At 39.3% G+C, this 16193-nt stretch carries 20 protein-coding genes, 1 pseudogene and 1 riboswitch; of the genes and pseudogenes, 3 read left to right on the forward strand and 18 right to left on the reverse strand.

From position 1 onward, the window contains the following. Nucleotides 1-3 precede the first annotated feature (3 nt). Together J7I96_RS01280 and J7I96_RS01285 are read left to right on the forward strand one after the other, a co-directional pair. Complete coding sequence (locus tag J7I96_RS01280; protein ID WP_214923197.1) at nucleotides 4-1230, forward strand: cation:proton antiporter; 1227 nt, start codon at nucleotides 4-6, stop codon at nucleotides 1228-1230. Between the two features lie 353 nt (nucleotides 1231-1583). Then, nucleotides 1584-2450, forward strand: a complete 867-nt coding sequence (locus J7I96_RS01285) for a YihY/virulence factor BrkB family protein (protein ID WP_214773672.1) — start codon at nucleotides 1584-1586, stop codon at nucleotides 2448-2450. 48 nt (nucleotides 2451-2498) lie between these two features. On the opposite strand, the gene J7I96_RS01290 is transcribed toward J7I96_RS01285, so the two are convergent. From J7I96_RS01290 to J7I96_RS01320, 7 genes and pseudogenes are all read right to left on the reverse strand, one after another. After that, nucleotides 2499-3665 (reverse strand): DHH family phosphoesterase, encoded by a 1167-nt coding sequence (locus J7I96_RS01290; RefSeq protein WP_214773673.1) that lies wholly within the window; start codon nucleotides 3663-3665, stop codon nucleotides 2499-2501. 406 nt (nucleotides 3666-4071) lie between these two features. Next, nucleotides 4072-4542, reverse strand: coding sequence for a 6,7-dimethyl-8-ribityllumazine synthase (ribH, locus tag J7I96_RS01295; protein WP_048685088.1), 471 nt, complete (start codon nucleotides 4540-4542; stop codon nucleotides 4072-4074). Between the two features lie 79 nt (nucleotides 4543-4621). Then, nucleotides 4622-5260 (reverse strand): annotated as a pseudogene (ribB, locus tag J7I96_RS01300) (3,4-dihydroxy-2-butanone-4-phosphate synthase); the annotation flags it as partial. 18 nt (nucleotides 5261-5278) lie between these two features. Further along, the gene (ribE, locus tag J7I96_RS01305; protein ID WP_034305702.1) at nucleotides 5279-5917 is read right to left on the reverse strand and encodes a riboflavin synthase; all 639 of its coding nucleotides are present in this window, start codon (nucleotides 5915-5917) and stop codon (nucleotides 5279-5281) included. A gap of 146 nt (nucleotides 5918-6063) precedes the next feature. Then, nucleotides 6064-6194, reverse strand: a riboswitch (FMN riboswitch). 205 nt (nucleotides 6195-6399) lie between these two features. Continuing rightward, complete coding sequence (locus J7I96_RS01310; protein ID WP_251029069.1) at nucleotides 6400-6597, reverse strand: helix-turn-helix domain-containing protein; 198 nt, start codon at nucleotides 6595-6597, stop codon at nucleotides 6400-6402. A 2-nt stretch (nucleotides 6598-6599) separates the two neighbouring features. Beyond that, a complete protein-coding gene (locus tag J7I96_RS01315; protein ID WP_034305704.1) occupies nucleotides 6600-7052 on the reverse strand; it encodes an ArpU family phage packaging/lysis transcriptional regulator in 453 nt (150 codons plus the stop codon). A 56-nt stretch (nucleotides 7053-7108) separates the two neighbouring features. Continuing rightward, nucleotides 7109-7636, reverse strand: coding sequence for a hypothetical protein (locus J7I96_RS01320; RefSeq protein WP_251029070.1), 528 nt, complete (start codon nucleotides 7634-7636; stop codon nucleotides 7109-7111). A gap of 298 nt (nucleotides 7637-7934) precedes the next feature. Between J7I96_RS01320 and J7I96_RS01325 the strand changes: the two genes are divergently transcribed. Beyond that, nucleotides 7935-8459 carry a hypothetical protein gene (locus J7I96_RS01325; protein ID WP_214923195.1) on the forward strand — a complete coding sequence of 175 codons (525 nt, stop codon included), beginning with the start codon at nucleotides 7935-7937 and terminating at the stop codon, nucleotides 8457-8459. Between the two features lie 284 nt (nucleotides 8460-8743). Here J7I96_RS01325 and J7I96_RS01330 read toward each other — a convergent pair whose 3' ends face one another. The 11 genes from J7I96_RS01330 to J7I96_RS01380 form a co-directional block, all read right to left on the reverse strand. Next, nucleotides 8744-9325, reverse strand: coding sequence for a RuvC family protein (locus tag J7I96_RS01330; protein WP_214923193.1), 582 nt, complete (start codon nucleotides 9323-9325; stop codon nucleotides 8744-8746). A 332-nt stretch (nucleotides 9326-9657) separates the two neighbouring features. Next, nucleotides 9658-9984 carry a hypothetical protein gene (locus J7I96_RS01335; protein WP_214923191.1) on the reverse strand — a complete coding sequence of 109 codons (327 nt, stop codon included), beginning with the start codon at nucleotides 9982-9984 and terminating at the stop codon, nucleotides 9658-9660. An 18-nt stretch (nucleotides 9985-10002) separates the two neighbouring features. Continuing rightward, nucleotides 10003-11301, reverse strand: coding sequence for a replicative DNA helicase (locus J7I96_RS01340; RefSeq protein ID WP_214923189.1), 1299 nt, complete (start codon nucleotides 11299-11301; stop codon nucleotides 10003-10005). Beyond that, complete coding sequence (locus J7I96_RS01345) at nucleotides 11282-12052, reverse strand: replication protein (RefSeq protein ID WP_214923186.1); 771 nt, start codon at nucleotides 12050-12052, stop codon at nucleotides 11282-11284. The genes J7I96_RS01340 and J7I96_RS01345 overlap by 20 nt, the downstream gene beginning before the upstream one ends. Nucleotides 12053-12085: 33 nt before the next feature. Then, nucleotides 12086-12823, reverse strand: coding sequence for an MBL fold metallo-hydrolase (locus J7I96_RS01350; protein ID WP_214923183.1), 738 nt, complete (start codon nucleotides 12821-12823; stop codon nucleotides 12086-12088). Next, nucleotides 12820-12975 carry a hypothetical protein gene (locus J7I96_RS01355; RefSeq protein WP_214923180.1) on the reverse strand — a complete coding sequence of 52 codons (156 nt, stop codon included), beginning with the start codon at nucleotides 12973-12975 and terminating at the stop codon, nucleotides 12820-12822. Before J7I96_RS01355 ends, J7I96_RS01350 begins: the two co-directional genes overlap by 4 nt. A 12-nt stretch (nucleotides 12976-12987) precedes the next feature. Further along, nucleotides 12988-13893, reverse strand: a complete 906-nt coding sequence (locus tag J7I96_RS01360) for a RecT family recombinase (RefSeq protein ID WP_214923178.1) — start codon at nucleotides 13891-13893, stop codon at nucleotides 12988-12990. Between the two features lie 172 nt (nucleotides 13894-14065). After that, nucleotides 14066-14287, reverse strand: coding sequence for a YqaI family protein (locus J7I96_RS01365; RefSeq protein ID WP_214923176.1), 222 nt, complete (start codon nucleotides 14285-14287; stop codon nucleotides 14066-14068). Continuing rightward, on the reverse strand, nucleotides 14280-14438 hold the full coding sequence (locus J7I96_RS01370) for a DUF6906 family protein (protein ID WP_214923173.1): 159 nt from the start codon (nucleotides 14436-14438) through the stop codon (nucleotides 14280-14282). Before J7I96_RS01370 ends, J7I96_RS01365 begins: the two co-directional genes overlap by 8 nt. Then, nucleotides 14435-15949 carry an AAA family ATPase gene (locus J7I96_RS01375; RefSeq protein ID WP_214923171.1) on the reverse strand — a complete coding sequence of 505 codons (1515 nt, stop codon included), beginning with the start codon at nucleotides 15947-15949 and terminating at the stop codon, nucleotides 14435-14437. Before J7I96_RS01375 ends, J7I96_RS01370 begins: the two co-directional genes overlap by 4 nt. Further along, nucleotides 15950-16174, reverse strand: a complete 225-nt coding sequence (locus J7I96_RS01380; RefSeq protein WP_214923168.1) for a hypothetical protein — start codon at nucleotides 16172-16174, stop codon at nucleotides 15950-15952. Between the last annotated feature and the right edge of the window lie 19 nt (nucleotides 16175-16193).

A 16193-nucleotide genomic window follows, 5' to 3' on the forward strand; every position in this document is an offset into this window, starting at 1 on the left:
CATATGGACCATTTAGTCTTTGAAGTGGGTACTGCCCTACTTCTAGTGGCATTAGCCGCTCTCGTTGCAGGTAAATTCAAAATATCAAATGTTCCGCTATTAATTATCATCGGGATGCTCGTTGGCCCGCATGCCCCGCACTTCGGATTAATTGACCTTCGTTTCATTGAAAGTGATGAAATCATAGCATTCCTCGGTCGTGTCGGTATTTTATTCCTTCTGTTTTACCTTGGGCTTGAATTCTCCGTCAAAAAGCTTATGAAATCAGGGAAAAATATCGTGACAGGCGGAACCTATTACATTTTAATCAACGTGGGAATGGCCTTGCTTTATGGTTTCCTGCTCGGTCTTCCATTAAAAGAGGTCCTGATATTAACCGGGATCATCAGTTTTTCTTCAAGTGCCATCGTGGCAAAGGTACTTGTGGACCTTAAAAGGACCGGTAACAATGAAACGGAGCTAATCCTTGGCATCATCATGTTTGAAGATATCTTCCTCGCTGTTTATTTATCAGTCGTTTCCGGATTGGTATTAAGCTCTTCTGGTTCCGTTTGGGGAACATTACTTTCTACATTTATCGCGATTGGGTATATGCTGATATTTTTCGTTATCGCCCGGAAAGCATCTGGGGTCCTTAACAAATTATTCAACATAACCTCCGATGAGATTTTTATCATCGTCGTGTTCGCATTACTATTCTTCATCGCCGGTTTCTCGGAAACGATTCATGTTGCGGAAGCCATTGGTGCATTACTACTCGGCCTAGTCTTTTCTGAAACGGAGCATAGCGACAGGATTGAGAAACTTGTCATCCCCTTCAGAGACTTCTTCGGGGCCATATTTTTCTTCAGCTTTGGCTTGAGTATCGATCCGACGACCCTTGGCGGAGCTGTCTGGATGGTTCTTGGTGCCGTCATCATCACCATAATCGGTAACTTTGCAGCTGGTATGATTGCAGGACGCAAATCCGGTTTATCTCACAGAGCTTCCGCAAATATCGGTTTAACGATCGTTTCACGCGGCGAATTCTCCATCATTTTAGCCAACTTAGGCATTGCAGGTGGTTTAATGCCTATACTAACCCCGTTTGCAGCACTTTATGTTTTAACCTTAGCGATTCTTGGGCCGATCCTTACAAAAGAATCCAAACACATCTATAATATCCTAAATAAAATATTCAAATGGACCCCTCCGAAGGTTCAAAAGAATCAGGAAAAAGAAGTCCAATAGAGGAAAAAGGCCAGAATTTGCTGTCTGGCCTTTTTTCTGTTTACCTTTTATAACACGCTTACATGATAATACTTGTTATAAAGCGGGCATAAAATCATACCTAGTAATAGTATTGGTGCCGCCCTTGAAGTACAACAGCACCTATTCTCAGTTATTTTAGAAACTTGCGAGATGAGGGATATTTCTATTCTGAGCTTGCCTCACTCCAATTTCTTTGCGGGTTATGGCATTGTCACAAGCTTCTACAAGTGCCGCATTAGAGGTTTCAATTTCTTTTCTTTTGAGGATTAACTTACATGTACAGAGGGAATAGAAGCAGATAACCTAAGTAACTATTCAGGAGTGATGCCCAGATGAATAAGTCGATCCAATTTTCAAAGAAACTTATTAAAGAAATAAAGGAAGATCGTGTGACCGGGCTGGCAGCAGAACAAGCTTATTACTATTTACTGGCACTATTCCCTTTGCTCATTTTACTGCTTTCCATATTACCTTATCTGAACATCGATATTCAGACAGCCCTCGACACGATAAAAACCTTCATGCCTGCGGAAACGATGGAAGTCATCGAGAAAAATATCATCAACATATTATCTGAACGGAACGGCAGCTTACTGACCTTTGGTTTCCTTGGAACGATATGGTCCGCATCAAACGGAATGAATGCGTTCATCCATTCCATGAATATCGCCTATGATGTGGAAGAAACAAGGAATTTCATTAAAGCCCGCTTCATTTCCATTATATTGACATTAGGCCTGGTTGTAGCATTCATCGTCATGCTAGGTCTCCCCGTCTTCGGAAAAGTCATCATCGAATTATTACAGCAGGTCATTCCAATCCCTGAAGAAACGCAAATCTTATTCAGCTTATTACGGTGGGTCATCGCGGTTGTGGTCATCTCACTGGTCCTGGCCTTTTTATATCGCTTTGCACCAAATAAAAGTTTTCCCATTAAACATGTCATCCCTGGCGCAGTGACAGCAACTGTACTTTGGCTGGGAATATCACTAGGATTTTCATTCTATGTCAGTAACTTTGCCAACTACTCTTCCACTTACGGCAGTTTAGGGGGAGTCATCATCTTGATGCTATGGCTGTATTTGAGTGGTCTGATTTTTGTGATTGGCGGAGAAATCAATGCAATTCTTCATCGCCAAAATTCGATTCCAAAAAAACAGTCACGCACGATCGTTCATCCTGTCCCGCTTAAAAGATAAAATCAAGAATAAAAAGCGGCTGTCCCATTCGGGCAGCCGCTTTCCTATTTAACCCTTATTGACAAACTCTTCATATCTTTCATCATGGGCCAGCCATGCAGCGTATTTCCGCTTCATGTATTTTTCCGCTTCAGCAAATGTATCGAATGTCTTTTTCTGTTGTTTTCCGTTGATTTCAACAATCCATTCCTCTTCTTCATCTTCATAGATGAATATGTCCTGTTTGTCTCTTGTTGAATATAGGCAACCCTCCGGGGATCCTTTTACATTCAATTGATTCTTATGTGCGTCTCGTTTAAGGGGCTCGGCATTGAAGGTCTTTTCGACATATTGGCTATATGCCTTTTCGGACATCGTACAACCGGCGGCTTTTTGGTGGCCGCCACCATCGTACTTGCCAGCAACCTCAGAAACATCTATATCATCGTGGATTGTCCGGAAGCTGATCCTTTTGCTTCCTACCATCAGGATGGCTATATAATCCAGATGTGAGAACTCTTTCGACAGTTCATTTCCCAATTCCGAGTGGTATGACTCTGCATGGACCACACCAGCTGTATGGGGACCGACCGTAGCTTGATAAACTTCTCTTTTTTTCCTGTTTATGTACCGATCCACTCGACTCTCTTCAACATTCAAAAGCGTTTGCTCCACTTCGTCAAAAGTGAAACTTTCAGCCGTGGAAAGCTTATTTGCGATTTTCATTTCGAATTCCTCTATCGGAATCATGAAAAACAGGTCATTCAATCGCTTTGCCGTTGTATTTTTATTGACTTCCCATTCCCAAGTATCATATTGACGGACCAATTCAACGAATTCAGCGACAATGCTAGAAGGTTCCAGCAAATTATTTTCAACTGCATACTGATAGAATAATGATGTGGCTGCCGTCTGTTTACCATCTTCCTGTTCGACCGTTACAGATGCCCAATCATGTTCGTTCAAATGCAACGCTGACTTATGATGGTCGATCAGCAGCGCCTTGCCTCCATCCTCCACAAACTGAGTAATCATTTTTTCATTATCTTCATCAACCGATAGATCAGTAACGATCAATGTATCTTCAATCTTGGCCTGCTCAAGAAATGCGCCTACATTCTGATTAAGGCGACCAATTGAATTATAACTAACCACTACTTCATCACCGAATGCCAGCTTAGCTACAATGCCGCACCCGACTCCATCTAAATCATTATGTGTAAAGAGATGGTACACACAAACCCCTCCTAATAACTAATAAGTTTACTTTTCCCTAAAGACATGAATTTCAATTGCAATCTTTACAATTGTAGCATAATCATATCTGCATATTTTATCATGCTTCCATTACGTGACGCTTTTGTTCGTTTTTTTTTTCGAGGGATTTCCTAATGATTCCTCATTACCCATAATTTATAACAATAAATAATGAAAAAACACATTACTTTGAAATCGGGTATTTCCATTGAAAGAGTATCGGTGAATGTCGAAGAGCGGCATTAGCCAATCGATCAATGGCTATGAACTTTACGAACTTTAAAGAATCGCCAGATGGTTGAAGAAATTTGACTCAATCAGTCCCAAGATCCGGACATCAAAAAAGCCGCAGGAATGTTAATCCCTGCGGCTTCCTTATCTGAAATCACTGTTCTATTAATTTTCCAAGGTTGGCCATCTCAATGGCACTAACCGCAGCTTCATAGCCTTTGTTACCTGATTTTGTTCCAGCACGCTCAATGGCTTGTTCAATATTCTCAGTCGTCAGCAAACCAAAGATAACCGGTACACCTGTTTCCAAAGAAACGGAAGCCATGCCTTTAGCTGCTTCATTGCAGACATAATCATAATGTGAAGTAGCGCCCCTGATTACCGTTCCAAGACCGATTACCGCATCATATTTACCTGTATTCACAAGTTTCTTAGCAATTAACGGAAGTTCAAAAGCACCCGGGACCCACGCGATGTCAACATCATTCTCATCAACTCCATGACGCTTAAGACCATCCAATGCCCCTCCTAAAAGCTTGCTTGTGATAAACTCATTAAATCTTCCTACCACGATTCCTACCTTTAATCCTGATCCGATTAATTGTGCTTCAATAGTTTTCCCCATGTCCAATTCCTCCTAATTTTTAAAAACAATAATTTTTTTTCATGTTAAGATTTCATTCCTTATAAATCCTTTAAGCTTTCGGGATGTTCAGTTCAAGTTCCTGTTTCCCGATTGGATCATTATGTTGAAGATACCGAATCAAATCGGCTATCGTAATGAACTTCAGATTGAATTTATCAGCGATGACTTCTAAATCGGATACGCGGGCCATCGATCCATCTTCATTCATGATTTCACAAATGACACCAGCTGGAGCGGCACCGCATAACTTCGCCAAGTCCACCGATGCCTCTGTATGTCCTGCCCTCCTTAATACGCCGCCTTCTTTTGCGACTATCGGAAAAGTGTGACCAGGCCTTTGAAAATCTTCAGCGACCGAATCTTCATTAAGAAGCTCAAGGATGGTCAAGGACCTTTCGAAAGCACTGATTCCTGTAGAAGTGCTTTTATGATCGACACTTACCGTAAAAGCAGTGCCATGATGATCGGTATTTTCTCCTACCATAGGATGCAGTTTCAATTTTGCTGCCAGTTGTTCAGTGATGGTCGTACAAATCAAACCACGTCCATGAGTCGCCATGAAATTAATCGCTTCCGGTGTCGCCTTTTCGGCCAACACTACAAAATCCCCTTCATTTTCACGGTCTTCATCATCGGATACGATTACTACCTTGCCAGCCTTCAAATCTTCTATTGCTTCTTCTATTGTATGGAACATCATTACACCGCCCTTTTATTAGAATCCATGCTCTGCCAAAAACTCTAAATTCAGTCCTGGTTTTGGATTGCCATTTTTCATTTGATGTATTATATATTTCCCTATCATGTCGTTTTCGATGTTAACGATATCGCCAGCCGCTTTTTGTCCCAATATGGTGTCCTGATGAGTCAATGGAATCAATGATACCGTCAAAAGGTTCCTTTCAATCCCGAATATCGTCAAGCTCGTCCCATCAATGGCCACGGAACCTTTTGGAATGCAAAAGGCACTAAGCCCCTCTTCCAATTGGATTACATAATATACGGCATTTTCTTTCCGTTCTTTTTTTATGATCGTTCCGGTTCCATCGATATGACCTGAAACAAAATGGCCGCCAAACCTTCCCTGTGCACTCATGGCTCGTTCGAGATTCACAGGTGATCCCAATTTTAACGTCCGGATCGAGGAAGCTTTGACCGTTTCCGGCATCACGTCGACCGTAAATAAACTTTTCGTGAAGGACGTTACCGTTAAGCAGACTCCGTTGACTGAAATACTATCCCCCAGATGCACATCTTCAAGGATCTTTTCAGAACGAATCGATAACTCCATACTGCTTTTTCCTTTTTTCAAGGAATGTACGGTACCGATATCCTCAATGATTCCCGTAAACATGTTTTTCCCCCTTTTATAAAATATAAAAAACCCCTTAGGATGACCTAAGGAGTTAGCAGGAGAAATGAGTGAAAAAAATTGTATACTTAACAAGCCCAATTTTTTCATTTTTGAAAAATTAGGCGTACGTATACACTTGGGTTCCACACGTCCTTCTCCCATCCAGACTGTACTGTCGGCTTTGGAATCTCACCAAATCCTGCCTTTATCAGGCTCGCGGGCTTAGAATTTCTTCATCACCGCCGGTTGGGATTTTCACCCGACCCCGAAGGACACTATCAACACATTGCTGTGCTTTCTAGTATTATGTTGTTATTTAAAAGCCTATGTAATAGGGTTTTAACGGTTATGATATTTATCGGAATGTTTTTTAGTTCTGTTGAATATTGCTCATTCCTACCAAGTATCCTACCAAAAACCTACCACGGATTTCGCTTTTAACTAAAGACATATTACCATGACAAAATAAAAAGAACAAGGAATCATTCTCCTTGTTCTTCTCCATCAAGCCATTTAAAAAATGTGACTTTCGATACTTTATATATCCTCCCAATCTTTATTACATGAAAAGGTGGTTTATTAAATAATTCATAAGTCTGACTACGTCCTATCCCTAAAATCGCCTGAACGTGCTTCGGTTCAAGTGCTTCTGGTAGGTTATCCCTATTTATTGCAACCAACCTTATTCCCCCCTTCTAATTATTACAGCTATATTTAAATTGAGCGCAAGCTTGTAAAAAGCTTTCCACCGAATTTTTGTATATGTTCCTTCTGAAATACTTGGTTGGAACTTAAAACAATACACATTATAATCCGTCAGATAGTCCGATTCCTCTTGCATGTATCTTTCTTCAATCAGAAACCTTTCTTTCTTTGGTAAACGGCTGACAGCACGTTCTAAACGATCACAGTAATTTTTCCTGTATGCCTGTTGATCAGCATTATAAATGGCAATGTTCCCGGTCTGGTCTCCGGTCTGATTTGTAGGACCATGATATCTTACTTCAGCGCTTGCAGTGACTGATGCTTCTCTTTCTTCAAACATTAAGTATTTATACAACCTATATTTCTCTAACGCTTCTTCGACAGCTTTCTGGGTACCTTTTCTGTCCAATTCCGGTAATTCAAAACTCATTGTCTTCCCCCATTTTCCTAAGAGGTTCCCCAGGCCAAAGCCCAGGGTCAAATAGTTTATTCTAATGAATCATCATCAGTAAGGTTTACCTCAGCAAACGGATTATCGTTATCATCTTCTTTTTTGTCAGGTTCATTTTGAACATCACTCTCTTCCTGGTCCACATCATCCAAGGTCATTTGATTTGGTGTCACATTCGCGGTACCATCCTTATCGATTTTGTATTCAATACCTTCGTGATCATCTTCCTCATAGAAATCATCTACAGACATTTGTGACGGCTCCATAAACAATGTGACGCTTCTTCCAGCGTGTGGATAAAGCTTGATTACTTTGTCATCAGAATCACCTTTAATATTGAATTTGAGGGTGGTCTTCTTAGAATCCTTTTGTACAGATACAAATTCCGCATTGAATGTTCCAGCATTACTTTCCTCAACATTTAGAATTACGATGGATCCAGCTAAACCGACAAGCTCCTGAGTGTTTGGTAGCTCATTACCTTGCACATGAAACTCCAGCACTTCCTTTTTGTCATCCTTTTGCATTTTTTTAAATAGAACGTTCAATGTAGTTTTAGTCATAATCATTCTCCTTTTAATTTTAATATCGTTTTACGGCTTCGTATAGGTTTATTACGAGGTCGTAATTACTTTTCCATACATTTACCCTTTAAGAAGACAAAACGCTTCTATGGGCATTTATACGCGTTTACGGTTGTATTTAAATTGGTGAAGCTCTTTTCTTTTTATGAGTTGTAAAATACGTTGAAATTAACATTTATTATTAAAAAGATCCTTTAAATACCAAAATTTTATTGTTACTTTTTACTCATATAAGTTAATATATAAAATGCTACTAAATATATAGGAGGAATTTATATTGGAACTTATAGAAACTTTAAGGCTATATGAATCTGAAGCACTTATTCAAAGAGATGAAGCGCTAAAAATAAGAAAAATCAAGAAAAAGAACAGTTTGTTCAGGCGTTTCATTCTTTCTTTTTTTGTGGTACCACTTGTTTCTCTTTTAATATTACTTTCTTTTAATCAAACAGATTCTGAGTCTTTTAATAATTTTTTTCTTATTATGCCTTTCATTATTTTTATTTGGATGACTTTACGTGCAGGGAAACGAAAAATTGAACTAAAAAAATCAGAACAATTATTTCAAGAGAGTGACAAAAGAATGCAATCATTTGAAATTCTTCCTACTAAATATCAAAGTTACGATACAATTTTTACTTTTATTTCATACATAGATACAAAGCAGGCAGACACTCTTAAAGAGTGTATTACTTTATATCACACCAATTTACGACATCAACAAAGAATGAGAAAATTAGAAGATATCGAAGATCAATTGAGCTATATCGAAGATATTGATGAACGAATTAAAAGGATATGAAATATTAGACTGCCCCCAAAGCCTATATGTCTACCGTAATGCAATGTAAACTATAACGTATTCTGGAGAAAGAGGATGAGCAATATCAAATCCTCTCCTCTCTAAATCCCTTATGGCCTTTCTGCCACCGGCGGACAACAACGGAATTTATGCGGTTTCCCATTATCCCCTCTTTTTACAGTCAAGAAAACCACACTTTACAAAGATGTTTCTCCATGCGCGATTCAACCGTTCCTTTTTTCTTTTGGCCAACGACTTCTTCAACCGACGTTTTCCTTTTGGTGTCATGATTTAGCCACCTTCTTTTTCTTTTTTGGTTTGGCAACTGGATTTAAGATGGCATCAATAACTTCATGTTGGTAAGTAGGTTTAGCGTTTGAAATATTATCCGACCACCATATTGCTTTGGCTATCTCAGCAAGAATATAAGCGTCAACCACGTTGTCACTTGCATTGGTAAAGCCGTAATGTTCTTCAACTGCTTTCATAACAGCAAGCTTTTTATCTTTACCTGTAAGCCTTTTTTTGTGGCCAACTTCTCCAACCCAACCAGTAACATTAACAAACTTTTTAACAGCATTTGGAGCTGCTTCATAATAGTTAAAACCTTTTCTGAACAGTGCATTTCTAATGCTCCCGTGTATCCAGCCTGCTTGCGCTGCACGTTGAGTATCGAATGGGACACCTTCAATGCAGATAACATCACCAGGTAAGATGTGGGCCATAATTTCATCAGTTAAGGTAACAATTCGTTTTGGATCAACATACCCTAAACCCTTCAATTCTTTTGCCTTTAAAACATTTCCACCTTGATCCATTGCAACAAATCCTGTTTTAGTTGACGGGTCAATTCCTATAAAACGCATATAACCATTCCTTTCTAATTCTCCCGACTCCAAGGAATCTTTGGAGCAATTTTTAAATAGTGCAATCTGGTTTCGTATCTTTGCTTTTTAGGTGATCCGTAATAATTCAGTGATTCCTTCCAAATATCTTGGTGGTGAGAAGCACAAAGGGGAACAAATCCCCACGTTTTTGTACTTTTCATTGAGCAACCTGGATACTCACATTTGTGCATTTTCGCTGTCTCCTTTCTTGTAATTCTTTGGCTGCTGCATACCTATCTTTCAATCTATTATTTTCATCCATGGCTATTTGGTAGAGTTGATGGTTAGTAGCCTGATATAAATTCATTTTTTTACGACCTCGTAAGTTTTTGATTAAAAAAAATGTCTTTTAGAAAAACTGGTATTCTTGCGTGTGAATCTTTGAACCATTGCTTATCATTATGATGTAATGCCATGTTAATTATTTCATCGAAGTCTTCTTTTTCCAAAGCAAGTTCTTTACATTCGGAAAGTTTATCAAGGTCTATCCACAGGTGAATTTCTTTATTTTCAACCAGAGTCCTTACACGACAGTTACCATTTACTTCAGATATAGTTGTGATAAATCCAATGGAGTTATTTTTATGTGGTATACGGACCCAATCACCAGCTTCAAATAACACTTCATTTTCGCCCATTGTTTTACCGTCCTCTCACTATTTTTTTATCTGATCAGGTAATTCAGTGAATTTTTGCTTCCAGTTAAGAAAAAGTAATTTAAATTCATTCACACCAATATCTCGACCTTTTGCAAATGTCTGATTGATGATCTTTCCCTGAGATGTTCTTTCGCCCTCACTCCAAAGAAATTCAACTACATCGGCATCCTGTTCGATGGAACTCGATTCTTTTAAATCAGCTAACACAGGCCTTCTAGGTATTCCACCCTTATCAGAGTCCCTAGTCATTTGTGATAGCATCATAAAGCAGCAGTTCAGTTCCATAGCTATTTGTTTAGCCTGGCCTGTGACTCGTCCAATGGCCAAGGCCCGAGTATCACCTTTTGTCTGTGGGATATTCATGATTTGCAGATAATCGACTACGATCATGGCAATCTTCCCGTGTTTTCGTTTGAATTGTTTAGCCGTTGCCTTGATTTCATCAATGGTGACTCCTGAGCTATCCTGCATAAAGATTGGAAGATATTCAAAGTTGTCATAAGCCATATCTACAAGCTTTTGCTCCTTTTGGTTCAAGTCTTTCATTTTGATTCTTTGGAATGGAATACCTGTTTCAGCAGAGATCATCCGATCTTTTAAAGAATCTCTTTTCATTTCTTGACTCCAAACAAGTACCACACCTTCTTTTTGCTTAGCGACCCCGTTTATTCTTTGCAAAGCCAATGCCGTTTTACCAACTGATGGACGGCCGGCACTAATGAAAAGCCACCCTCTCCATAAACCTTGTGCCCACTTGTCATATTCGGAAAAGCCACTCTTAATGAACTCTGCTGGTGTTTTTAGATGTGTGTAATACTCTTCCCTGGTTTCTGAAAAGCTGAGCATCTTGGCATTATCTACTGGCCTTAATTCGGTCACCAGCTGCTCAACATATGAAAAGAATTCTTCATCCGTTTCATAATCATCCCGGGACATTCCCTCGATGATTTGGGCTGTATTTTTAATCCTACGTTCCATTGCCTTTGAGCGAATCAATTCAGCATAGTATTTGACATTCGCAGTGGTGGGACAGGATGCAGCTAGTTCAGATAAATACTGAACACCACCAATTTTTTGGATATCCCCAAACTTAACATAAGCCTCAGTTACCGTAATGATATCCACAGGTTTTCCACGCTTTTCTAGGAATCTCATTACTTTATAAATTTCTTTATGCTTAGGTGTAAGGAAATCTCGTTCTTCTAAGAATGTGATATCGTCAAGAACATCTGGATCAAGGAAGACTGCACCTAACACAGACTGTTCAGCGGACATGTTAGTTCCAGTTGAAATCATTTGGATCTCCACCTCGAGCTACCCACTGTTGAAACTCAATGTCCTTATCGCGGGAATCGATTTGTTTTATAGGCTGGGAAGGTTTCTTTTGGCTTGCCATTTTCATTGCCAGTTTTGCAAATTGCTTTCTAAATGTGGAAGCAGATAAAATATTCGTTCTCCAAAAGTCATCCGTCACAACCCAATCCATAACGTCTTTAGCAAGTCGTTTATCAACCTTTTCAAGCTCAACTAATTTTCTAAAGTCATCTGCCCACGTTTGTAAGTTAGCCCTGGAAATTAGATGTTCAATACCAGCTTCTTTTGCAACGGTTTTGACAAGATTATGAAAGTAAACAGCCATTTTGTAATAAGAGTTGTCTTTTTCATACACTTTTTTCTTGGCCACTTTTTTAGGTTTTGGTGGTTTAAGGACAGCTGTTGCAGGAACCATCGTTTCTTTTGAGTCCCACTCATCGTAGTTCTTGTTCACACTCAATTTCCTACCCCCTTTTGAATCTTCAACTATTTCAATGATTTTCTTCTTAATTAGTTGATCCAGAGCATTCTGTACTTGGCCTTTGCTTGCTTCAATCTTTTCTGCAATGTAAGAAAGAGGCAAAGTATGTGCTGTTCGTCTAAAACCATACGTATAGCGCCACACGGCCAATACAATTCGAAACTGGGTACCATTTAAACTAATCTTCATGATTTGTTCTAATAATTCATTTGCTACAGCTGTATATCCGTTTTCCTTTTGTGGATTTGCCATTTAGCTTCATCCGTTCTTTATTATCTTCAAGCGTTAAAACACCTCAATTTCGTAATGTGTTCCTGCCTTTAATCCCTTTTTATTTAGTTCCCTTATAGTCGTTAATTTCGCGAGCTCCGGCATGTTGTTGCTACTGGATAAGTGGGTAAGATATATCTTTTCCCCAATGCCCTTTACAAGCTTAGATAAGGCTTCTGCTGTTTGTTTATTACTTAAGTGTCCTATGTCAGAAAGGATACGCGCCTTTACGCTGTTTGGATAATTAGAATGTTCAAGCATGGCCGGTTCATGATTCGACTCTATGATAAAGAAATTACTATATTTCATAGTTTCTATCATTTCCGAATCTACCTTTCCAGTGTCCAAGCAAACAGAAACCTTATCCCCAACGTTATCCACAATTGCATAACCTAAAGGCTGAAAAGCATCATGATGAACTTTAAATGGTGTTACATCAAAACCACTTACTAACATGTTGCCAACAATAAAGTGCTGCAGTTCTTCATTTACTCCCTGTATGCTTTTCCATTCACCCTCAGAAGCGAAGACAGGTATTTGATATTTATTAGCCAGCGAAAGACCTTTAACATGATCTGAATGTGCATGTGTTATTAATATGGCATCTATGGAGTCGGGACGAATCCCGACCTCCAGCAGCCTTTTTTCAATCTTTGTTTTGGCGATTCCTACATCTACTAAGATGGTATTCCCAGAGGACCGGACAGCAATGACATTGCCGCCTGATCCACTGGCTAAGATGTCTACTTTCATAAATTCACCTTGTGTTTTTGCCAGAACCACTCTTTAATTTCTTCATATTCGCCTTCACTAATTTCCCATTCTTCAAGAAGTTCCATTAGTGAATTCCTTCTAGCTGCTTTCATTACTGCATACATGAACTGATCTAATTTATTCGGTTTCATTTCGCTGGCACCTCATTCCAACTCGTCAGCATCTGCATGCTGTGCGTCCTGCATATCAATGTGCATGTCCATCAACTCAAGCAAACCGAGAAGCTGCGGCAAGGTAGGCTCTCCTTTAATGTCCCGAGCATTCTTTTCAATATACACAGTGCGAGCTTTTCCTTTAGGAATGCCCAGCCTTTCAAATTTCTTGACCATTTCTGTTTTTGCTTCATCGATAGCATCGGCATCTTCATTCTTTTGCTTACTCGGCTTCTTAGGATTATCGATAACTTCCTGGTTTGGAGTAATGTCCTTGCGCTCCTTTGGCTTGTATCCAGGGACTGCCTCTCCTGCTGGCTGAGGAATATCCTCGTCTCCAAACTCTAAGCCATACTGTTTTTTTAATGCACGTTGCTGCACATGTTTTCCGAACATATCAGCTGTCCATTTAACCCAGTTATCTTTGTTTTGACCTTTAAACATATGTTCAATTTCAGCACGATCCATTATGACTGTTACTGGACGTTGGCCTTCTCTGTAAGAAATTGAGTAAGCCCCAATAATTTCACCGCGAGGAAATCCGATTTCATGAGTAACAACTTCAAGTTCTTTAGTTTCAGAGTTTTTAGCAACCTTAAATTCATCATTTTCACAAACCATTTGAGTATCAGGTGGCTGGAACCCTTCTTGTTCTCGAGCTTTAGAAAGGTACGCTTCAGCAGCAAATTGGATGCGGGCTGTATTGCCGTACTTGATGAAAAAGATTTCGTTTTTGAATGGGTCTAAACCGTAACTTGCAGCCTTATGAGCGAATAAAAGAAACTCTTGATCATTAGCTGTTGGAGCAATAGAATTACGAATGACCTGCAGTACTTCTGGTTTAAAAGCTTCGTTGATTTCCGGTGTATATTGAACGATCGAGTTATTGTTTGCCATGTTTATGTTTCCCCCTTGGTTTTTTTAAAAATTTTGGTATCGATCTTATTCGCAGTCTTCACACTTTCGCGGAAAGCCCGGTTCTTCTCCGTCTACCAAAGAACAACACAACTCACATAGAAAACCATTAATAATCATTTCCGCTGTTTCTCCCATGATGAGGATCCTCCTTTTAATCTGCTGTTTTAAATTGAAGTCCCTTAACTTCTATCAAGTAATCTTCCAAACTATCTTCCAGAACCATTTCACCGTTACTAGGATCAATAATTATTGAATCACCGACAAGGACTTCATTTCCAAAGTAATCAGTGCCGAAGTGTTCCGGCTGTGCAACAAGATTTGCATAGCCGGTTTTATTGGCTTCAGTAACTTCCGGATGTTCTAGATTAGCCATTGGGCAACTCCTTGATTTGACCTGTGTACCGATGGACAATGTGTAATTCTCCAGGAAGGTTCTTTACAACTAACCACTCATTAGTGTCTTTGACTCCTGCCCATTCCATGTCTTTTCGTTGGTTTAAAGTGGGTCTTTTACCTGATTTCATACAGCATTCACCCCTTCAATTTTCAACTTCCGACCTGCAACTACCCTAGAAACAATCAACTGGCCAACAGGCTGCTTAAAGCTCGTGATTGATTCAGCGTTATCCACAAAAACAGGTGTTATAAGGTCGCTTTGCTGTGAAAGGACATCTCGAAGTTCCAACCCTGCCCTTATACCTTCAGCTGTGGAAAGCTTCCGATACGGCTTCTTATCAAGTTCAATTTCAAAAGTGTTTTTCATCTCACCATTCTTTTGTTCTTCAAAAAGTCGGACAGATAAAGTTTCAAAAAGAGCTTGTACCTTTTCACCTTGTAATTCAGCTTCTTTCGCCTTGAATGCCTTCACACTATCCAAGATGAAGATTGACTCATTAAGCGATTGGAGCGTTTCGTTTTCATCAGCCTGTGCCTGATTAACCTGAGATAAAAGCTGTTCATACTGGGCATGATTTCTGATTTCTTGAAGCAAAGGTTCTCGGTTACGTTCGAGCTCTCTAACCTTTTCAATCTGTTCAGAAACATCAATGTATTCTAGCTTGGCAAGTTCTTCTTCTAATGCTTTTCGCTGAATGACCTGAACATTGTAGTTATCTTTAAACTTTTTAATCCGGTCCTGCTTTTCTAATTCAGCTGATTCTAGAGATTCGTCTTTTAAAGGTTGTTTACAAACTCGGCAAGATCCTTGAATCTCTTCATCTTTCAACCTTTGGAAATCCTCTTTCATCTGTTCACGTTCAGCCAACATCGAACGTATCAGAGTATTGAGAGTATTTATTTTTCGATTCGTGTCCCCTGCAGAATCTGTAATCTTTTCAATTTCTTTTATCTGCTTAAGTAACTGGGCTTCTTCGACTTTCAATGAATCAAGTGCAACGGTAGGAGCATTTTGATCCAACTGTTCTTTGAGAGTCTTTGTCCGGCTTTGTGCAGCAATATATTTTTTATCCAAGCTCGTTTTGTTCTCAGCATGGATTTTCTTGATATCTTCTAAACTATGTTTTTTTAATAACACTGATAGGCATTTACTTTGCTCATCCGGCATATGTTTTAGTACATCTTTACTTACTGGTGATGTAACGTATTGCAGAAGCATTGACCGCTGTTTTTCCCAATGCATGGATGGAAAGTAATTAGGGTTGTATAAGGAAAGAAACAAGTCCTTATCGAATAGCTGCTCAACCACTTCATTAAACTCACCAGCTTTTGAAGGAACGTCATTCACATAATAGGTAGTCTTATTTTTCTTAATGCTTCGACCAAGCATTAATTCTTTCCCATCAATTTCTAATAAAAGTGAAACCTTTGTTTCTTCTGCTGCGTAAGTAATTGGCGTAGGATCCAATTTGCTTCCAAGGGCATCTGTGCCATAAAATACATATGAGGGAACTTCGCAAATTGTGGATTTTCCCTCGGCATTGTCCCCCGTGATATCCGTTTGCTCGCCAAAGTTAACAGTGATATCACGGTGGGATTTAAAATTAACCAGCGTCATTGTTTTAAAGATTACCTGCATTTACATCGCCTCACTAACTGGATATTCGTATTTCACACCGACTACAGGCAATTGAATCTCAGTGATAAGTTCATCATTGCGATTAAACAGCCTGAAAACTCCATTGTGTTCGATGATATCATCCACTTTTTGTCCGCCAAACTCCTTACCAACCTCGAATTTATAAATAAATGGTTTAGTGGCTTCAGCTACTACCTCAAATGATTTGATTACTTTTTCACCCATACTATTCAGCTCCTTTTTT

It is taken from the genome of Bacillus sp. ISL-78 (genome assembly GCF_018613455.1).
GTDB classification, from domain to species: domain Bacteria; phylum Bacillota; class Bacilli; order Bacillales; family DSM-1321; genus Peribacillus; species Peribacillus frigoritolerans.

What these genes read in the sequence shown, in the direction of transcription:
- J7I96_RS01350 (WP_214923183.1), bottom strand. Translation starts at nt 12,823, where the DNA reads ATGAAAGTAGACATCTTAGCCAGTGGATCAGGCGGCAATGTCATTGCT.
- J7I96_RS01320 (WP_251029070.1), bottom strand. Translation starts at nt 7,636, where the DNA reads ATGACTAAAACTACATTGAACGTTCTATTTAAAAAAATGCAAAAGGAT.
- J7I96_RS01360 (WP_214923178.1), bottom strand. Translation starts at nt 13,893, where the DNA reads ATGGCAAACAATAACTCGATCGTTCAATATACACCGGAAATCAACGAA.
- J7I96_RS01285 (WP_214773672.1), top strand. Translation starts at nt 1,584, where the DNA reads ATGAATAAGTCGATCCAATTTTCAAAGAAACTTATTAAAGAAATAAAG.
- J7I96_RS01315 (WP_034305704.1), bottom strand. Translation starts at nt 7,052, where the DNA reads ATGAGTTTTGAATTACCGGAATTGGACAGAAAAGGTACCCAGAAAGCT.
- J7I96_RS01355 (WP_214923180.1), bottom strand. Translation starts at nt 12,975, where the DNA reads ATGAAACCGAATAAATTAGATCAGTTCATGTATGCAGTAATGAAAGCA.
- J7I96_RS01335 (WP_214923191.1), bottom strand. Translation starts at nt 9,984, where the DNA reads ATGGGCGAAAATGAAGTGTTATTTGAAGCTGGTGATTGGGTCCGTATA.
- J7I96_RS01345 (WP_214923186.1), bottom strand. Translation starts at nt 12,052, where the DNA reads ATGGCAAATCCACAAAAGGAAAACGGATATACAGCTGTAGCAAATGAA.
- J7I96_RS01370 (WP_214923173.1), bottom strand. Translation starts at nt 14,438, where the DNA reads ATGAAATCAGGTAAAAGACCCACTTTAAACCAACGAAAAGACATGGAA.
- J7I96_RS01380 (WP_214923168.1), bottom strand. Translation starts at nt 16,174, where the DNA reads ATGGGTGAAAAAGTAATCAAATCATTTGAGGTAGTAGCTGAAGCCACT.
- ribE (WP_034305702.1), bottom strand. Translation starts at nt 5,917, where the DNA reads ATGTTTACGGGAATCATTGAGGATATCGGTACCGTACATTCCTTGAAA.
- J7I96_RS01375 (WP_214923171.1), bottom strand. Translation starts at nt 15,949, where the DNA reads ATGCAGGTAATCTTTAAAACAATGACGCTGGTTAATTTTAAATCCCAC.
- J7I96_RS01280 (WP_214923197.1), top strand. Translation starts at nt 4, where the DNA reads ATGGACCATTTAGTCTTTGAAGTGGGTACTGCCCTACTTCTAGTGGCA.
- ribH (WP_048685088.1), bottom strand. Translation starts at nt 4,542, where the DNA reads ATGGGGAAAACTATTGAAGCACAATTAATCGGATCAGGATTAAAGGTA.
- J7I96_RS01330 (WP_214923193.1), bottom strand. Translation starts at nt 9,325, where the DNA reads ATGCGTTTTATAGGAATTGACCCGTCAACTAAAACAGGATTTGTTGCA.
- J7I96_RS01365 (WP_214923176.1), bottom strand. Translation starts at nt 14,287, where the DNA reads ATGGCTAATCTAGAACATCCGGAAGTTACTGAAGCCAATAAAACCGGC.
- J7I96_RS01340 (WP_214923189.1), bottom strand. Translation starts at nt 11,301, where the DNA reads ATGATTTCAACTGGAACTAACATGTCCGCTGAACAGTCTGTGTTAGGT.